The organism is Qipengyuania algicola (assembly GCF_042492175.1).
GTDB lineage: Bacteria > Pseudomonadota > Alphaproteobacteria > Sphingomonadales > Sphingomonadaceae > CAJXSN01.
Genome location: NZ_CP170453.1, coordinates 136,622 through 151,156, shown reverse-complemented (window position 1 = coordinate 151,156; position 14,535 = coordinate 136,622). Strand labels below are relative to the sequence as shown.

Here is a 14,535-nt window from a genome sequence, read left to right as displayed (position 1 = left end):
CCCGGGGCGGTCAACATAGAGGCGCGCTGTTCCCTGGTGGTGGGCAGCGCGCCTTTTCTTTGTCCGGCCGATACCAGCGCTGATGGCGAGCCTGCGGCGCACAGGGTATTGGGGGGCAAACCCGCCCGCACTGTGTTTACTTTGCCATGCGTCCATCGCATCGAAAGGGCGCAATGTCTGCGACCGCCGCCATCCCTCTTCCCGCGCTCCACGCCAGCCATGCGGGCATCTGGCTGCGTGAAGCCAATGGCGAAACGCGCGGCGTATCGAAGGGAGAGGCGATCAACCGCGCTGCGGATACGCCCGTCCTGATGATCAACGCTCCGTTGGTGGCATCGCGGCTGGGCTATCCGGATCTGAACGGGCTGGACCTGTTGGAATTGTACGCCTTCATCCATCCGGCGCGGTTTTGCGTGCCCACGGCAAAGGGGCTCGCGCAGGCGCTGGATATGGAGCCCCCCACAGGTGACGACGCCGTCGCTGAATTTCTGCAAAGAGCCGCCACCCGCCTGTTGCAGGGCTGCGAGCAGCCCGATTGGGCAGAGCGCGAGGGCGCGTGGAGCATTCTGCAATCGCTCGCCAAATTGCGCTGGCCGTGGGCGCAGGTTGTCGCCCCGCATATCGCGCGGCCCGCGCAGGCGGAGAAGTGGCTATTCTCGCGCTTGCCCGAATGGGAGGATGCGCCCGAACGGCCGCAGCCCAAGCAAGTCGCGATGGAGGAAGAGGCGGTCGCCGCCAGTCTGGCGCGGCTGACGGGTGAGGGGGCAGAGCGGCGCGAGGGGCAGCGCGCCTATGCGCAATCCGCCGCGCAGGTGTTTGCGCCGAGGGAGCGCGATGCACGGCCCCATGTACTCCTCGCTCAGGCAGGCACAGGCATCGGCAAGACGCTGGGCTATCTCGCGCCCGCGGCCCATTGGGCGCAGGAAAGCGGCGGCACGGTGTGGGTCAGCACCTATACTAAGAACCTGCAGCGCCAATTGCGCAGCGAATCGCGTCGCGCCTGGCCCGACCGGCGCAGAGACGGGTCGCGGCCCGTGGTGGTGCGCAAGGGGCGGGAGAATTATCTCTGCCTGCTCAATCTGGAAGACGCGCTGCAAGGCGGCTTTACCGGCCGGCCCGCGATTCTGGCCCAGCTGGTTGCGCGCTGGGCCGCGTTCAGCGCGGATGGCGATATGATCGGCGGCGATCTGCCCGGCTGGCTGGGGACTTTGTTTCGCAAGCGCGGGATCACCGCGCTGACCGACCAGCGGGGCGAGTGCATCTACGCAGGCTGCCCGCATTACCGCAAATGCTTCATCGAGCGCAGCGCGCGGGCCTCTGCGCAGGCCGATCTGGTGATCGCCAACCACGCGCTGGTGATGATCAACGCTGCCCGTGGTCGTCATCAGGGGCAGGCGCCCACGCGGGTGGTGTTCGACGAAGGGCATCATGTGTTCGATGCCGCCGACAGCACCTTTGCTGCGGCACTGACGGGGCAGGAGGCGATCGAGCTCAGGCGCTGGATCATCGGGCCGGAGCGCAATGCACGTGGGCGCAGGCGCGGGCTTGCCGCGCGGCTCGCCGATGTCGCGAGCTACGATGATGCAGGCGGCGAAGCGGTGGAGGCGGCCATCGAGGCGGCGGCGGCTCTGCCCTCGGACGGGTGGAACCAGCGGCTGATAGAGGGCGCGCCTTCCGGCCCTGTCGAGGCTTTGCTGGGGCAGGTGCGCAGCTTCACCTATGCGCGCGACGAGAGCGGCGCGCAGGATGCCGGCTACGGGATAGAGACCGAGATCGCCCAGCTGGACGGCCCGCTGGTGGAGGCCGCGCAGGAAGCGGGCGTTACCCTGGCCGCGATTCGCAAACCGCTGATGGCGCTGGGCGCACGGCTGGAAGCGGTGCTGGAGGATGCGCCCGATTGGCTGGACGGGCAGGGCCGTGCGCGGATCGAGGGCGCGCGTCATTCGCTGGGGTGGCGGGTCGATCTGGTGGCCGCGTGGGAAAGCCTGCTGGCGCGCATGGGCGGCCCGGCAGACCCGGACTTTGTCGACTGGTTCGCGGTGGATCGCAACGACACGCGCGAATTCGACATCGGCATCCACCGCCGCTGGCTCGACCCGATGAAACCCTTTGCCAAGGTCGTGCTGGAGCAGGCCCACGGAGTGATGCTGACCAGCGCCACGCTGACCGACCGCGCGGCGACCGGCGATGGAGGGCGGATCGAGGATTGGCCCCACGCCATCGCGCGCAGCGGCGCACCGCATATCGACCTCGCGCCCAAAACCGCCAACGCGGCCAGCCCGTTCGACTATGCAGGCCGCGCCGAAGTGCTGATCGTGAACGATCTGAAGCGCGGCGATCTGCCGGCATTGGCTGGGGCCTATGCACGGCTGATCGAGGCGGCGGGCGGCGGCACGCTGGGGCTGTTCACCGCCATCAAACGCCTGCGCGCGGTGCACTCGCGAATTGCGGACCGTCTGGCGCGTGCCGGCCTCCCGCTTTACGCCCAGCATGTCGATCCGATCGACACCGGCACGCTGACCGACATTTTCCGCGATGATCGCGCAGCCAGCCTGCTGGGCACCGACGCCTTGCGTGACGGTGTGGATGTGCCGGGCGAAAGCTTGCGATGCGTGGTGATGGAGGCGGTCCCATGGCCGCGCCCCACCATATTGCACCGCGCGCGGCGCCTGGCGGCGGCGGACGAGCCGGGCGGCGCGAAAAACTACGATGATCGCATCATCCGCGCGCGGCTGGCGCAGGCATTCGGCCGCCTGATCCGCAGCCGCGATGACGCGGGGCATTTTGTTGTGCTATCCTCCGCCTTCCCCAGCCGCCTGCTCAGCGCTTTTCCGGAGGGCACGCCTGTCATAAGGCTGACACTGGATGCTGCTTTGGCACGGGTGGCTGCGGGGCCGCCGACCGGCAAAGCACCGGCGGCAGCGTCGGAGATGCAGATCGATGAAAAGGACATGCCTTACTAAATGAAAAGACTGGGTATCCTGCGCCACGCAAAGTCCGATTGGGACGACATGGCCAAGCGCGATTTCGACCGCGGTCTGAACGATCGCGGACGGCGCGGGGCGGCGCTGATGGGCACGCATATCCGCGAGTATACCGAGAGTGAGGGGATGGAATGGGACCTGCTGCTCGCCAGCCCGGCCGAGCGGGTGCAGCGCACTCTGGAAGCAGCGGAGCTTGATCTGGAGCCCCGCTGGAACCGCGCGCTCTATCTCGCTAGCGCCGAAACCATCGCTGATGAAATCCGCGAGGCGGCAGAGGCGATGGACGGCGATCCAGGCGCAATCCTGATCTCCGGTCACAACCCCGGCCTTCAGGATCTGCTGCTGATGCTGGTCGCGCGGGACAAGGAGAATGCGCTGTTCAAGGAAGCGTGCATCAAATTCCCCACCGCCACCTTCGCCGTGCTGGATATCGCGATCGACAGCTGGGCGGAATTGGGCGGAGAAGCAGGCGAAGTCGTCCACTTCAAACGCCCGCGCGATCTGGATGCGGAGCTGGGGCCTGAGAGCTGACGAGTCCCGAGGGACCGGGGGGTCAGCGCATAACCACGACATATGCTGGGGTCAGCACATGCCGTGGCCACGGGTCGCAACAATGCGTTTGCATTGCATCGCCCGGCTAGCGCACGCGATTCGCGGAATCCTGATGGAAACCTGATGTTTACAGGAAAATTTGAAGTAGTCTGATCCGGCACGGGGCGCGCCCCGCTTTGGTACCTAGGCCAGCACCTGATTGGGGCCGGGGCCCTTCACAGCCAGCCGGTCATCCTTGTTGTACAGCGCGCATTTGCGCAACGAGAGGCAGCCGCACCCGATGCAGCCGTCCAGCCGGTCCCGCGTGCGTTGCAGTTCCGCGATGCGCTCATCCAGAATCGCCCGGATGGCGCGGCTGATGCTGCGCCAGTCATGCGCAGTCGGCGTGCGCCCCTGCGGCAGGCGGGCCAGTTGGGCCTCGATCTCGCCCAGCGAGAGGCCCATCCGCTGGGCGATCAGGATGAAGCTGAGCCGCCGAATATCGGAGCGCAGGAAGCGCCGCTGGTTGCCGGATGACCGGAACGCCTCGACCAGTCCCTTGTCCTCGTAATAGCGGATGGCCGAAACCGAGAGGCCCGTCCGGCGCGACAATTCCCCGATGGGCAGCAGATCGTTTTTGTCCATCCAAACCCAATAGCGAAATTAGAGCTTGACCTCAAGTTAGCTTGAGGTTTCATAAGCGTCTGCACTCACCTGCAACAGTCCGCCTTCCCGGTGGCCTCGCAGCGCAACACAGGAGTGCAGACATGACCAAGAAAACGGCCATCGGCCATCTGGAACACGCCAATATTTCCTCCACCGACCCGGAGCGGCTGGCGGCCTTGCTGATCGACCTGCTCGGCTGGCAGGAACGCTGGCGAGGGCCGTCGCTGAAATATGGCCGCTCGATCCATATCGGCAGCGGACCGGCCAACGGCGACGACTATCTCGCGATCTACACCGGCGATCACGTGAAGGGCGGTTACACCAAGGGCCAGCCGCTCAACCACATCGCCTTCACCGTCGCCGATCTGGATACCGCAGAAAAGGCAGTGCGCCGCGCCGGCCTGAAGCCCTTCGATCGCGAGGCCTATGATCCGGGCGAACGGTTCTACTTCTTCGACTGGGACGGCATCGAATTCGAGGTGGTGTGCTATGAATGAGCCGATCCTGCGCGAACCGATGTTTGGGCCTCCTACTGACAAGAAGAAGGAGGTCCGGGGCAAATCTCTTACACCGCTAGAACGTCTGTTGGGGCGCTTGAAACCGGCGCTTAATCCGCATTGAATTCGGCTGGGATCGGGCAGTCGGTGCAGATGCGGCCGTCACACAAACGGCAAAGCTGGCAACGCTCAAGATCGCTGGACGGCAACCCGGTCAGAATCCGCGAGAGGAGCGCACCAAGCTGATCCTGTTCTGATGGGGTGAGCGGGGATACGAGCGTCTTGATCGCGGCCAGTCGACCGGCCAGCAGCTCTTCGCGCGCTAGGTGCCCCTTCTCCGTCAGATGCAAAGCCAAAGTGCGTCGGTCGCGCCCGCTGCGCCGTTCGACCAATCCATCCGCGACCAGCCGGTCCACCAGGCGGACGGCTCCGGGATGCGACAGGCCGAGGATCGCGCGTAGCTGATCGTTCGAGGGCTCGGTGCCGTACCCTATGACGACCAGTGCAGCGGGGGTCTCGCCCGCGCGGCTCATGACCTGCCGAGCGGTTTCCTGAATCCGGTCAGCCACGGCCAGTCCCACGGCCCCGAGCAAATTTGCTGTCCTGTCCAACATCAGCCCCAGATACGTGCCTCTCGCACATTTTTCAATTGACGTTATGTGCGCTCCGCACATATGAAGGGTAGGCCACAACCCGATCAAAGGAATTGACCATGACTGACGTAGGCCTCACTCCGGAGCACATCGATTTTTACGACCGCTTCTGCGCCTTCTGGAAAGCTCCTTCCGGGGAGCGCGTTCTGGATATCATTGCGCCAGACGCCTCTATTCATTTTACCGGCGCGGGCTTCATGTCAGGAACGCAGTATGCTGCTTTTATGGGGGAAACACTCGCCGCTCTGGAAGAGCTGGTGGTCACGCCGATGGACTGCGCGGGCAATGGCGAAATGCTGTATATCGCATGGGAAGCAGCGGCCAATATTCATGGTGAGAAGCGCACCTATCGCGGCGTCGACCGCTTCCGATTGAAAGACGGAATGGCGGTTGAAGAGCACGTGATCTTCGATTCCGCAGTTCTTAGCCCTGAAGGGCGGGGTGGTATCGAGCAGGTTTGAGGGCATCGGGCAGAGGCGGGCAATACAGATGCCTCGCTGCGGGTTGATCAATCGATAGGATAGGCGGCCAAATCGCGCGATCATTGCGGGAGTCATTCGGCATAGCCTTGCCGAAAGTCAGTGCCCTAACTCGCAATTCTCTCTGCGATATCGGTCCGGGGGAATCGGCAGGTCGCCATCATACGCGCTGTGTCGGACGCGTTTGGCGCGGGGGTGTGGAGGACGCGCAAATCCATCAGATAAGCGTCTCCCACGCGCCCAGTGAGTTCGACGACTTCCAGATCCACGCCCTCGGCGGCTCCAACGGCGTCGCTCGCATCGCCAATTGCCGGCCGCTCGGGATCGAACAGATGCTTGAAAAAGTCCTCGGCCTGCAGGTGCGCCTTCACCTCTTTCGAGGGCAAAGTGGAAAAGCCGCGCAACAGGCGGTGCGATCCAGCAACGACAAGCGTCGCGCCGCCTTTGGGCTCGACATCATCGAGGAAGGTGAAACTCTGTAATCCCGATGCGCTGCGCTCTGCAAATCTAGGCAAATCAGTGTGCCAAACATCGCTGGGGATCGACCAGTCTTCTCTACCGGGAAGCGAGAAGAGAAGCTGCTGACCCGGAGCCATTGCGATGACCGGGGCGCTCAGCAGCTGCTCGATCAGGGGCTGGAATTGCGCGGCCGCCAGATCCGGGAAATCCGTCGACTTGTTCAGCTTGATCAGCGCCTTGCGAAACGCTTTGGGCACTCCGAACCGGCCGGATGATCTCATCCAAGTGCCAGACGAATAAAGGCCATGCTCTTCTGCGAGTTTCAGGACCATGCGATGGGCGGCGCGCGCTTCGTTAACCGGCACCGCCCCCTCCAGTTTGACGATGCCTCTTTCCACGAGAGTGCCTTTGATCTGTTCAAGCTCGCCCATGCGCGCTGATCTAATATTCTGTTGGCACAGTCGGCAAGAACGCCAGCAACCCAAGACCGCGGCCAATCCAACACAAAACCGCTGTCCTACACGCGCGAAATTTGCATTAGGCTCTTCGATGAGCAAACCGGAAAACAGCTTCGCCCCCGATACCGCCCCGGACAACGCTACCCCTCAGAGCGCCGATCAGCCGTATCTCCCCCTCACCAAAAACCGTGGCTGGACGCCGCGCAAGCAGGCGGCGTTTCTGCATGCGCTGTGCAGCACGCAGAATGTCGCGGCGGCGGCGCGGGCGGTGGGGATGAGCCGGCAATCGGCCTATGCTTTGCGCGCTCGATTGCGCGGTCAGCCGTTTGACCGGGCGTGGGACGGGGCGTTTTCGGGCCGGTTCGATGCGCTGGCGGAGGCGGCGATGGACCGCGCGCTTAACGGGGTGGAGGTGCCGCATCTGCACAGGGGCGAAGTCGTCCATGTCTCGCGCCGCTATGACGAGAAGCTGACGCTGGGCCTGCTGAAACTGCGCGCTGATCTGTTGCGGCCAAGCCCTCCGCGTCACGAGCCCGGCACGATCTATTCGCCCAGCGATCTGGCCGAGCTGATCAGCCGCGTCGCGCAGGGGCCGGAAACGTGGCTCGACTCAAAAGAAGAAGAATTGCGGGCCTGGTTCGACCGCGATCCGCATGAAGGCAAGGACGGGTATTATCCCGAGGCGGAAGTCGTCGATGAAATGGAGGAATATGGCGAGGCTTCGTCCGAGGTCCTGCGCGCCGCCCGGGAAAAACGCGGGGGCAATGTGTCAAGCAAATCCAACCCGGAATAATATCATAAAAACAATGGGTTGTGTGATTTTCCCTGCTTGACAGGGTGTCAAAAACGTCAAGCAAATCCAACAGCAATTCCGGGCGCGCATAGCCGCCTGTTTGCGCTTCGCACTTGCAACATCGTGCGCGCGTGGCATGGCAGCCCGCTATGAGTATGCAAGAACTGATCGACGCCGCCCGTAACTCCAAGGCCTGGCCTTTTCAGGAGGCCCAGCGCCTGCTGAAACGCTATCCCGACGGCGCGAAACCCGACGGCTCGCCGATCCTTTTCGAAACCGGTTACGGCCCCAGCGGCCTGCCGCATATCGGCACGTTTCAGGAAGTGCTGCGCACCACCTTCGTGCGCCGCGCCTTCGAGGCGCTGATCGGGGCCAAGCCGGAAGACGGCAAGACCCGGCTGGTGGCGTTTTCCGACGATATGGACGGCTTCCGCAAAGTGCCGACCAATCTGCCCAATCAGGATATGCTGGCGCAGCATCTGCACAAGCCGCTGTGCCGCGTGCCGGATCCTTTTGATGCAGGTCATGAAAGCTTTGCCGCGCACAACAATGCGAAGCTGCGCGAATTTCTCGACCGGTTCGGGTTCGAGTACGAATTCATCGCCTCGTCCGACCGCTATCAGTCGGGCGCGTTCGATGATGCGCTGCGCAATGTGCTGGCGCATAATCAGGCGATTCTGGATATCATGCTGCCGACCCTCAGGGCCGAGCGGGCGGCGACCTATTCGCCAATCATGCCGATCTCGCCATCGACCGGTCATGTGCTGCAGGTGCCGGTGGAAGTGGTGGATGCCGCAGAGGGCATGATCCGCTTCACCGACGAGGATGGCAGCGTGGTCGAGCAGAGCGCGCTGGGCGGCATGGCCAAGCTGCAATGGAAGGTCGACTTCGCCATGCGCTGGGTCGCGCTGGGCGTCGATTACGAGATGTATGGCAAGGATCTGACCGACACCGGCGTGCAATCGGGCAAGATTGCCAAGGTGCTGGGCGGGCGCAAGCCGGATGGGCTGATTTACGAGCTGTTCCTCGACGAGAACGGCGAAAAGATCAGCAAGTCCAAGGGCAATGGCCTGACGATCGAGCAATGGCTGGATTACGGCAGTCAGGAGAGCCTGGGCTTCTACATCTTCCCCAATCCCAAAAGCGCCAAGCAGCTGCATGGCGGGGTGATCCCGCGCGCGGTGGATGATTACTGGGCCTTCCGCGAGCGGCTGGCCGAACAGCCGCTGGACAAGCAGCTGGGCAATCCGGTGTGGCATCTGGCGCGGGCCAATGGCGGCTTTGCCAATGATGAAGTGGGGCCTTCCGAGGCACCGGGAGCGGGCGACAATCAGCCGGTGACCTTTGCGTTGCTGCTCAATCTGGTCGGCGTGCTGGGGGCAGAGGCGGACAAGGATCAGGTGTGGTCCTACCTTGCCAATTATGTCGAGGATGCGGACCCGGCGAAGCATCCGATGCTGGACGATCTGATCGACAATGCGCTGGCCTATAACCGCGATTTCATCGCCCCGACTCTGGAGCGGCGCGCGCCGACAGAGACCGAGGCGGCGGCCTTGCGGGAGCTGGACGGGGTGCTGGCCGATGTGCCCGGCGATATCACGGCGGAGGATTTGCAGACGCAGGTCTACGAGATCGGCAAGCGGGAGGAGTTCGGTTTCGAGAACCTGCGGGACTGGTTCACGGCGCTGTACCAGATCTTGCTGGGGGCCGATCAGGGCCCGCGCATGGGCAGCTTCATCCGGCTTTACGGGATCGAGAACTCGCGGGCGTTGATCTCCGATGCGCTAGGGAAGGGGGGCTAATTTACGCGGGGCGCGCGCTAGCCCCATTTGCGCACGCGGTACCAGCGGGTGATGACGTATTTCTCGCCCTCTGACACTGGGGTCCCGGCGTGGAGTGTGTCCTGATTGGGGCTGCCATCGGGTGAGTGATTGTTCCACACCAGCAGCACGCCCGGCTTGGGCTCTATATCGATGCCGACATTGGTGAAATTGGTCGCACCGCCGCTTTCGACCTCGTTGAGAAACATCATCGCCGTCCAGCTGCGCTGGCCCCCGCGTTTGCGCTCTGCCTTCCAGTAGTCTTCGCTGGGATAGAAGAAATCGTGGTGTGGCTTGAACTGCTGGCCGACCAGATAACGCTGCCCCTGCATCCGCTCGCCCAGCTCACCCGGCAGGCCGAGCAAATCATCGACCCGGCGGGAAATGCCGCGCACAAACGGGTCCTCGTCTTTGAAATTGCCGGAATAGGAGGTGCGAAAGCCCTCGACATAAGCGCCCTCGTGCAGCTGGCTGGGCTGCGCCACGGCGTCGATCATGTCGCGCAGGCGCTGGCATTCGCTGAGGGTCAGAAAGTCTCCGATCGCATAGATTTCCGCGAGATCGGTGGGCACTTTATAAGCCTTGGGATCGATATCGAGCCGATTCCGGACCTGTTTGCCAAGACGGGCGAGGGCGGCCTGATCGGGAATGTCGGTGGTCGTTTGAGTCATTTCGGTAATCTGTATCGCAGGTGCGGTTCAGTTCAAGCCAAAGCGTGACAGACAAAGGCCCCCGCGCAGCATGGCTGGCGGGGGCCCTTGTTGGTGGTGCGATCTGGCGACTTACCAGAAGAAGTCGTGGATCACGTCGACGGTCTGGCCGGTGTAGATATTCACCAGGATCACGTCGTCGTAATAGCGGATCCAGCGATACGGGCCGTAAACCTGCGGGAGGCGGTAGGAATACGGATCGTTGATCCAGTACCGGCTGCCGAAGAACGCGCTATCGAGAAAGAACCCGATATTGATCCGGCTGTAGCGGTAATTGCGATAAGGCGCATAATACCGGCCCAGACGGAACAGGCTGCGGTTCGAATAGCGGTGATGGTTCCAGTTGTACCGGCGGTCACCGCGCCAGCCAGTGTTCCAGCGGCGGTAATCACCACCCCGGTAATCGCGGCGGGCCTGACGGTAGCCTTGCTCGTAACCATTACGCCGGATCTGCCGATTTTCGCGGCGGTCATTGCGGTTCGCATCGCGGTAGCCCTGCTGATAGCCGTTGCGGCGGATCTGCCGGTTCTCGCGGCGATCACCCCGGCGTTCCACCACCCGGCCGTCACGGCGACCTTCGCGGTAGGCCTGGCGGGTTGGTGTCACAGTACGCTGGCGGGTGTTCTGACGGGTGGCCTGACGAGTCGTGCGGCGTTCCACGCGCTGTTGCCTCGGCTGTGCCTGCACCCGCTGTCCGCGCTGGGCGCGTTGGGCGCGATCCTGTGCGAAAGTGGGGCGCTGATTGGCGCTGACGGTGCGGGTATCACCCGACGGACGGCGGGTCTGGTCCGCTCTGTTGCTTTGCGCGATTGTGCGCTGGGCAGCGGGACGCGACACCTGACGGGGCTGACGAGCCTGACGCGATTGCCGCGCTTGCTGCCTGTTCTGGCCGCGCGCCTGCTGGCGGCTGGCCCGCTGTGCACGGGCCTGATTACGATTGCCGCGGTTCTGGCGTGCCTGCTGGCCGCCGCCGCCACGTTGGCGATCTGCGCGCTGTTCTGCATCCGCCTCGGCCGCAACAGCCTGCGCCGGCATCGCGGCAAAAGACAGGGCTGCAGCCAGCGCGGTGAGCCCGCTCGCTTCGAGAAGTTTTTGAATAGTCACCTTGCGGTTCCCCTTGATTGAGCCGCGCCCACCCATGATGCGGCGTTGTTGATACACTCCTGATACAAACGAGTCGGTGAGCGAAGTCTGAACAAAGGGTTACGGCTTTTGTTCAGGTTCGGGCGCTTTTTTCTGAATTCTTGACAGGCGCGGTTCATTCGGGCGGGGAAGCAGGCATGCTCGAAACACTCGATGATGTCCGCGCCGATATCGCCAGCCGTCTTGCCCGCGCAGCGAAGGATCGCAAGTCCGCCATGCATACGCCGGTTGTGGCAACGGGCGATGCGGATGCGCGGGTCATGGTCCTGCGTGCCTTCGATGCGGCGGCGTGGACTTTGCGTTTCCACACCGATGCGCGGGCTCCAAAGGTTTCCGTGGTTAAGGACGACCCGCGGATCGGCCTGTTGTTTTACGACAAGGCGCAGAAGGTGCAGCTGCGACTGCGGGGGCGGGGGCGCATTGTGCGAGACGGCGACATGGTCGACGCGGCGTGGGAGGCGAGCACCAATTTCGCCCGCCGCTGCTATCTGGGCGAGGGACCGGGCGCATCCAGCGATACGCCAACCAGCGGCATTCCCGAAGCGTTCGAAGGGACCGAACCGGAAGATGCCGAGCTGGTCCCGGCGCGGCCGAACTTTGCCCTGCTGATGGTCGAGCTGCAATCGCTCGACTGGTTTCATCTCGCCCATACCGGCCATCGCCGCGCGCAGTTTGATCGCGCCCAAACCGGTCATGGCAGCGGGAGCTGGGAAGGGCGCTGGGTTTCGCCCTGAACCTGTTGGAGAAAGGGATTTGGGCGGAAATGTGATTGGAAACCGGGTTTTAACACGCGGGAGTTAGACCCGCCCTCATGCAGTGCAATCGCAAAACCGCCGTGCTCGCGTCGATGGGATTTGGCGGCATTCTCGCATTCTATGCGGCCACCACCGACGCGCCGGAGACGCCGCTGGCGGGAAGGGCCGCTCGCGGGACCGGGGACATCATCAACTCGACCGTAGAAGCGCTCGGCCCCACCGGCGCCGCAGTGGCATTCCTGATGCTAGGCGCGGTGATGGCCGTCATTTCGGCCGCGCTCTGTCCGTCATCGCGGCAACGGCGCTGAGACCGCGCCAAGACGCTCTCCAGTCTAGCACCCCTGCCAATAGTCGAACGCCCGCTGCTGCACGCCTTCGATGAAACGCAGCGCTTCCTTACCCTCCCACGCGCCGGTATAGCCCAGCCGGTCGGCCACACCGACCCACCATCCTTGGCCCGGCAGCCGATCACTTTCGCGCACCACCAGCACCGCGAGTTCCGGCTCGCCCGCCGCCCGTCCTGTCTCGTCAATGGCATCGAGCGAACGGCACAGAGTGCGCATTTTCGGGCGGGTGAAGCGAAAGCCCAGCTGCCCCAGCATGTCGGAATAGCTGACCGAATGCCCGGCGCGCGCGGCCTCCAGCAGCAGCGCGCGAATGCGCGGCAAATCCTTCAGCGCTGCCGGATCGGCTGCCGGCACAATGCCCTCTGTCTCCAGCCATTCGGCCAGCGATCCGTCAGGTGTGGATGGCTTACGACTCATTTTCTGCCCGTTTCGTCGCATCGGTGGTGTGCGCAAATGGCGATGTGTGCGACCCCTCTTGGCAGCATATGCGTGGGCGCCGGGCAAGGCCCGATCTGCCGCCGCATGGGCTCGGCGGGTCGCATGCGCCGTTACGCAAACCGCAGCGACCGGATGCTCCCGGTTGGAAAGGGGAGTTGGAAGGGGGCTTGAAAGGAACGAGCGATGAAAGCCATGACCACCACTTCACAAGGGCTCTGCGCCCTTGCTCTGGCCGCCATGCCGATGGGCGCGGCGGTGTCGGCGCAGGATTACAGTGACGAGCAAAATTACAGCGACCAGCAGATCGATGTGTTCGGACAGGCGCTTGTCGAGGGGCCTGACATCGAAGGCGTCATCACTGCGCGGCGCGATAATATGGTGCAGATCACTGCGCCGGGCGGGCAGCAGACCGTGATCGAAATCAATGAAGAGACCGACATCCGCGCGAAGGGCGGGTTTCTGGGCCTCAGCCGCAAATCGCTTGGCGCGGAATCCCTGATGAATGGCTTGCCCGTATCCGTCGAGACGATGCGCGCAGGCGATGCTCTCTACGCCAGCCGTGTGCGCCTCGATAACAGCGATCTCGAAATGGCCGAGATGATCCGCGCCGGTACCGCGCAAGGCTTTGCCGAGCAGACCGCCGCGACAGAGGCTCTGCGCGGCCGGGTGGGCGACATCGACAAATACAGTATCAAGGGCACCACCAACGTCTATTTTGGCACCAATGAATGGAGCCTCTCGCCCGGTGACGAGCAGCGCCTGTGCAGCGCGGTCAATCAGGCGGATGCGATGGACAACGCGCTGCTGCTGGTGGTGGGTTATACCGACTCGACGGGCAGTCAGGAATACAACCAGATTCTGAGCGAACGCCGCGCGGGCCGTGTGGTCAACCACATCCAGCAGGCCTGCGGCTGGCAGCCCTGGCGGATGCTGACCCCCACCGGCATGGCCGAGGCCGACCCGGCGGCGGACAATTCCACCGAATACGGCAAGTCGCAAAACCGGCGAGTGGCGGTGAATATCCTCGTCAGCAAGGCGACCGAGGGGTTGTAGGCCGGATAGTTTAGGTCGGGGCGGGCTGATGCTTGCCTCGTGCAACCGTCACGTGACGCTTGACACTTATCGTGTAATGCGATACATGACGCCCTGTGGAAATCGAGAGCATCCGGAACAAGGCTCTGCGGCGGTTCGTCGAGACCGGCAAGCCGAAGGGTGTGATTGAGCCCGCAAGGCTCGCGCGCATTATCGAATTCCTCGATCTCGCGCGGTCGTTCGACGAATTATACGATCCGCCGAATTTCGGGTTTCATCCACTCACGGCTGACCGGGCCGGGAGTTACGCCATCACGGTAACGCGGAACTGGCGACTGACATTCACCAAGGTTGACGACCACACTATCGCCGACCTCGATCTGGAGGACTATCACTGATGGGTATCGAATTGCATCCGTCGCTCCGCTCGCATCCGGGCACGTGGCTGATGGCCGAAGTGGTCGAGCCTCACGATCTCACCGTCACCCAATGCGCCGCGCATCTGGGCGTGAGCCGCCAAAACATGAGCGCACTGCTCAATGGCCGCGCCGCCCTGTCGCCGATGATGGCCCTGCGCTTCGAAAAGGCGTTCGGTATCAAGGCCGACACGCTGATGGGAATGCAGGTTGCGTATGATCTCGCGCAGCTGAAGCTGAAGGGCGAGGAGCCGGACGTGAAGCGTTTGGAATTGGCGGAGAGCTAAACCCCACTCACCTCGTCATCCCGGACCCGATCCGGGATCCCGCTATCCTTCTAGCGCCACGCTCAAA

At 63.4% G+C, this 14,535-nt stretch carries 17 protein-coding genes; 11 read left to right on the top strand and 6 right to left on the bottom strand.

The annotated features are described in order from the left end of the window. The first annotated feature begins 173 nt into the window (after positions 1–173). Both ACFCW2_RS00755 and ACFCW2_RS00750 read left to right on the top strand, forming a co-directional pair. Positions 174–2,963, top strand: a complete 2,790-nt coding sequence (locus tag ACFCW2_RS00755) for an ATP-dependent DNA helicase (RefSeq protein WP_379547425.1) — start codon at positions 174–176, stop codon at positions 2,961–2,963. Beyond that, positions 2,964–3,515, top strand: a complete 552-nt coding sequence (locus ACFCW2_RS00750) for a SixA phosphatase family protein (protein WP_379547424.1) — start codon at positions 2,964–2,966, stop codon at positions 3,513–3,515. Positions 3,516–3,719: 204 nt separating this feature from the next. Here the strand turns inward: ACFCW2_RS00750 and soxR are convergent, their stop codons facing one another. Beyond that, a complete protein-coding gene (gene soxR / locus ACFCW2_RS00745) occupies positions 3,720–4,160 on the bottom strand; it encodes a redox-sensitive transcriptional activator SoxR (RefSeq protein ID WP_379547423.1) in 441 nt (146 codons plus the stop codon). A gap of 122 nt (positions 4,161–4,282) precedes the next feature. On the opposite strand from soxR, the gene ACFCW2_RS00740 reads away from it, so the two are divergent. After that, positions 4,283–4,678, top strand: a complete 396-nt coding sequence (locus ACFCW2_RS00740) for a VOC family protein (protein WP_379547422.1) — start codon at positions 4,283–4,285, stop codon at positions 4,676–4,678. 110 nt (positions 4,679–4,788) lie between these two features. On the opposite strand, the gene ACFCW2_RS00735 is transcribed toward ACFCW2_RS00740, so the two are convergent. Continuing rightward, positions 4,789–5,271, bottom strand: coding sequence for a MarR family winged helix-turn-helix transcriptional regulator (locus ACFCW2_RS00735; protein WP_379547421.1), 483 nt, complete (start codon positions 5,269–5,271; stop codon positions 4,789–4,791). A 119-nt stretch (positions 5,272–5,390) separates the two neighbouring features. Here ACFCW2_RS00735 and ACFCW2_RS00730 point away from each other — a divergent pair, with 119 nt between their 5' ends. After that, positions 5,391–5,792 (top strand): nuclear transport factor 2 family protein, encoded by a 402-nt coding sequence (locus ACFCW2_RS00730; RefSeq protein WP_379547420.1) that lies wholly within the window; start codon positions 5,391–5,393, stop codon positions 5,790–5,792. Between the two features lie 125 nt (positions 5,793–5,917). On the opposite strand, the gene ACFCW2_RS00725 is transcribed toward ACFCW2_RS00730, so the two are convergent. Then, positions 5,918–6,700, bottom strand: a complete 783-nt coding sequence (locus tag ACFCW2_RS00725) for a phytanoyl-CoA dioxygenase family protein (protein ID WP_379547418.1) — start codon at positions 6,698–6,700, stop codon at positions 5,918–5,920. A gap of 118 nt (positions 6,701–6,818) precedes the next feature. On the opposite strand from ACFCW2_RS00725, the gene ACFCW2_RS00720 reads away from it, so the two are divergent. After that, positions 6,819–7,520 carry a hypothetical protein gene (locus ACFCW2_RS00720; RefSeq protein ID WP_379547417.1) on the top strand — a complete coding sequence of 234 codons (702 nt, stop codon included), beginning with the start codon at positions 6,819–6,821 and terminating at the stop codon, positions 7,518–7,520. Positions 7,521–7,669: 149 nt separating this feature from the next. After that, positions 7,670–9,322: a lysine--tRNA ligase gene (locus tag ACFCW2_RS00715; RefSeq protein ID WP_379547415.1), complete on the top strand. Its 1,653-nt coding sequence runs from the start codon at positions 7,670–7,672 to the stop codon at positions 9,320–9,322. A gap of 17 nt (positions 9,323–9,339) precedes the next feature. Here the strand turns inward: ACFCW2_RS00715 and ACFCW2_RS00710 are convergent, their stop codons facing one another. Together ACFCW2_RS00710 and ACFCW2_RS00705 are read right to left on the bottom strand one after the other, a co-directional pair. Further along, positions 9,340–10,011 (bottom strand): prolyl hydroxylase family protein, encoded by a 672-nt coding sequence (locus ACFCW2_RS00710; protein WP_379547414.1) that lies wholly within the window; start codon positions 10,009–10,011, stop codon positions 9,340–9,342. A gap of 111 nt (positions 10,012–10,122) precedes the next feature. Beyond that, positions 10,123–11,154, bottom strand: coding sequence for an RcnB family protein (locus ACFCW2_RS00705; protein ID WP_379547413.1), 1,032 nt, complete (start codon positions 11,152–11,154; stop codon positions 10,123–10,125). Between the two features lie 176 nt (positions 11,155–11,330). On the opposite strand from ACFCW2_RS00705, the gene ACFCW2_RS00700 reads away from it, so the two are divergent. Continuing rightward, positions 11,331–11,927, top strand: coding sequence for a pyridoxamine 5'-phosphate oxidase family protein (locus tag ACFCW2_RS00700; protein ID WP_379547411.1), 597 nt, complete (start codon positions 11,331–11,333; stop codon positions 11,925–11,927). A gap of 77 nt (positions 11,928–12,004) precedes the next feature. Beyond that, positions 12,005–12,256, top strand: a complete 252-nt coding sequence (locus ACFCW2_RS00695; protein WP_379547409.1) for a hypothetical protein — start codon at positions 12,005–12,007, stop codon at positions 12,254–12,256. Positions 12,257–12,280: 24 nt separating this feature from the next. Here the strand turns inward: ACFCW2_RS00695 and ACFCW2_RS00690 are convergent, their stop codons facing one another. Further along, positions 12,281–12,712, bottom strand: a complete 432-nt coding sequence (locus tag ACFCW2_RS00690; protein WP_379547407.1) for a ribose-phosphate pyrophosphokinase — start codon at positions 12,710–12,712, stop codon at positions 12,281–12,283. 204 nt (positions 12,713–12,916) lie between these two features. Between ACFCW2_RS00690 and ACFCW2_RS00685 the strand changes: the two genes are divergently transcribed. The 3 genes from ACFCW2_RS00685 (at position 12,917) to ACFCW2_RS00675 (ending at position 14,468) form a co-directional block, all read left to right on the top strand. After that, complete coding sequence (locus ACFCW2_RS00685; RefSeq protein WP_379547406.1) at positions 12,917–13,786, top strand: OmpA family protein; 870 nt, start codon at positions 12,917–12,919, stop codon at positions 13,784–13,786. Between the two features lie 95 nt (positions 13,787–13,881). Beyond that, positions 13,882–14,163 (top strand): type II toxin-antitoxin system RelE/ParE family toxin, encoded by a 282-nt coding sequence (locus ACFCW2_RS00680; protein ID WP_379547405.1) that lies wholly within the window; start codon positions 13,882–13,884, stop codon positions 14,161–14,163. Next, the gene (locus tag ACFCW2_RS00675) at positions 14,163–14,468 is read left to right on the top strand and encodes a HigA family addiction module antitoxin (RefSeq protein ID WP_379547403.1); all 306 of its coding nucleotides are present in this window, start codon (positions 14,163–14,165) and stop codon (positions 14,466–14,468) included. The genes ACFCW2_RS00680 and ACFCW2_RS00675 overlap by 1 nt, the downstream gene beginning before the upstream one ends. Positions 14,469–14,535 lie beyond the last annotated feature (67 nt).